Source organism: Rhizobium sp. SVR5-2C, assembly GCF_056755115.1.
Window position 1 is genome coordinate 1 of the sequence record NZ_JBNDHT010000283.1, and the last position, 1,722, is coordinate 1,722.

Here is a 1,722-nt window from a genome sequence, read left to right on the forward strand (position 1 = left end):
TCCTGATACTGCGTGAAGATGTCGAAGACGAACCGCGGGAAGCCGCGTTCGACTTCACGAGCCTTGGCGAGCAGCGACATGTCAGGCGGTGCGGCACCGTTATTTGCGGCAGCGGCGGCTTGTACGTTGGGGTAAGGTGACGGGAAATGATCCGACGGAACTGCCTTGCGGGTGAACATTTCACCGTTGGCATCCGGGCCATCCTGCACCTCGTAATTCGCGGCAAAAGCCTTGACCTGCGCGTCCGAGTACCCCAGCTCGCCGAGCGTGCGGAACGGAACGAGGCTCATGGAGTGGCAGGCGGAACAGACTTCCGTATAGACCTTTAGACCGCGCTGAAGCTGGCCCTTGTCGTAATGGCCGAACGGCCCCGCGAAGCTCCACTCCTGCTCCCGCGGCTCCTTGAGAGGATAATGCGGTGTCGCACTTTCCTCGTGGTGGGCCGGCGCCGCCCCATTTGCCGGTGTCGCTTCCTGGGCGAATGCAGAATTCCCGAGAACGGCTGCGACGGCGAGCGGCAGAATGCTTGCAACAAGCTTTTTCATGTTTCTATCCCTCTGTCGCTCGCTTATGCCTTGACCATGGCAGGTTGCTTTTGCTTTTCGAGCACCGCCTCGGTGATCGAGTTTGGAATGCGGCGCGGCACCTCAACGAGACCAAGCACCGGCATGGCGACGAGGAAGAAGGCGAAGTAGAGCAGCGTGCAGAACTGCGAGACCATGACGTAGATGCCTTCCGCTGGCTGAGAACCAAGCCAGCCGAGGACGACCGCGTCGATCACGAACAGCCAGAAGAACATCTTGTACCAAGGGCGGTAGACCGCCGAGCGGACCTTCGAGGTGTCGAGCCACGGCACGAAAAACAGTACGATGATCGCCCCGAACATCACCAGCACGCCGCCGAGTTTGGAGTCGATCGGACCGACGTTGAAGGTGATCGAGCGCAACATTGCGTAGAATGGCAGGAAGTACCATTCCGGAACGATATGCGCCGGCGTCTTCAGCGGATCGGCGGGGATGTAGTTGTCGGCGTGGCCGAGGAAGTTCGGCATGTAGAAAATGAAGTAGGCGTAAACCAGCAGGAAGACCGAAACGCCGAGCGCGTCCTTGAGGGTCGCATAGGGCGTGAAGCGCACGGTATCCGTCTTGGTCTTCACCTCGATGCCAGTGGGATTGGTCTGGCCGGTCACGTGCAGCGCCCAGATGTGCAGAACGACGACACCCGCGATAATGAAGGGAAGCAGATAGTGCAGCGAATAGAAGCGGTTCAGCGTCGGATTGTCCACCGCAAAGCCGCCGAGCAGGAACTGCTGCACCCACTCGCCGACGAGCGGAAAGGCCGAGAAGAAGCCGGTGATGACCGTTGCTCCCCAGAAGGACATCTGGCCCCAGGGCAGGACATAGCCCATGAAAGCAGTCGCCATCATCAGGAGATAGATCAGAACGCCGAGGATCCAGAGAATTTCACGCGGCGCCTTGTAGGAACCGTAATAGAGGCCTCGAGCGATGTGCAGGTAGACGGCAACGAAGAAGAACGATGCGCCATTCGCATGCATGTAACGCAACAGCCAACCATGGTTGACGTCGCGCATGATCTTTTCAACGGAATTAAACGCGATCGAGGTTTCGGCCGCGTAGTGCATGGCGAGTACCACGCCGCTCAATATCTGAACGAGCAGCATGACGGAGAGCGCCGCACCGAAGGTGTAGGCATAGTTCAGGT

The 1,722-nt window shown here is 59.0% G+C and carries 2 protein-coding genes; both read right to left on the minus strand.

Features of this window, described 5'->3' with window-relative positions:
* Window positions 1–545: cytochrome c1 (locus ACPYOI_RS35620; RefSeq protein ID WP_481424118.1), on the minus strand; the 545-nt coding region annotated here is incomplete at its 3' end.
* 23 nt (window positions 546–568) lie between these two features.
* The coding region (locus ACPYOI_RS35625) for a cytochrome b (protein ID WP_481424119.1) at window positions 569–1,722 on the minus strand (1,154 nt) is incomplete at its 5' end.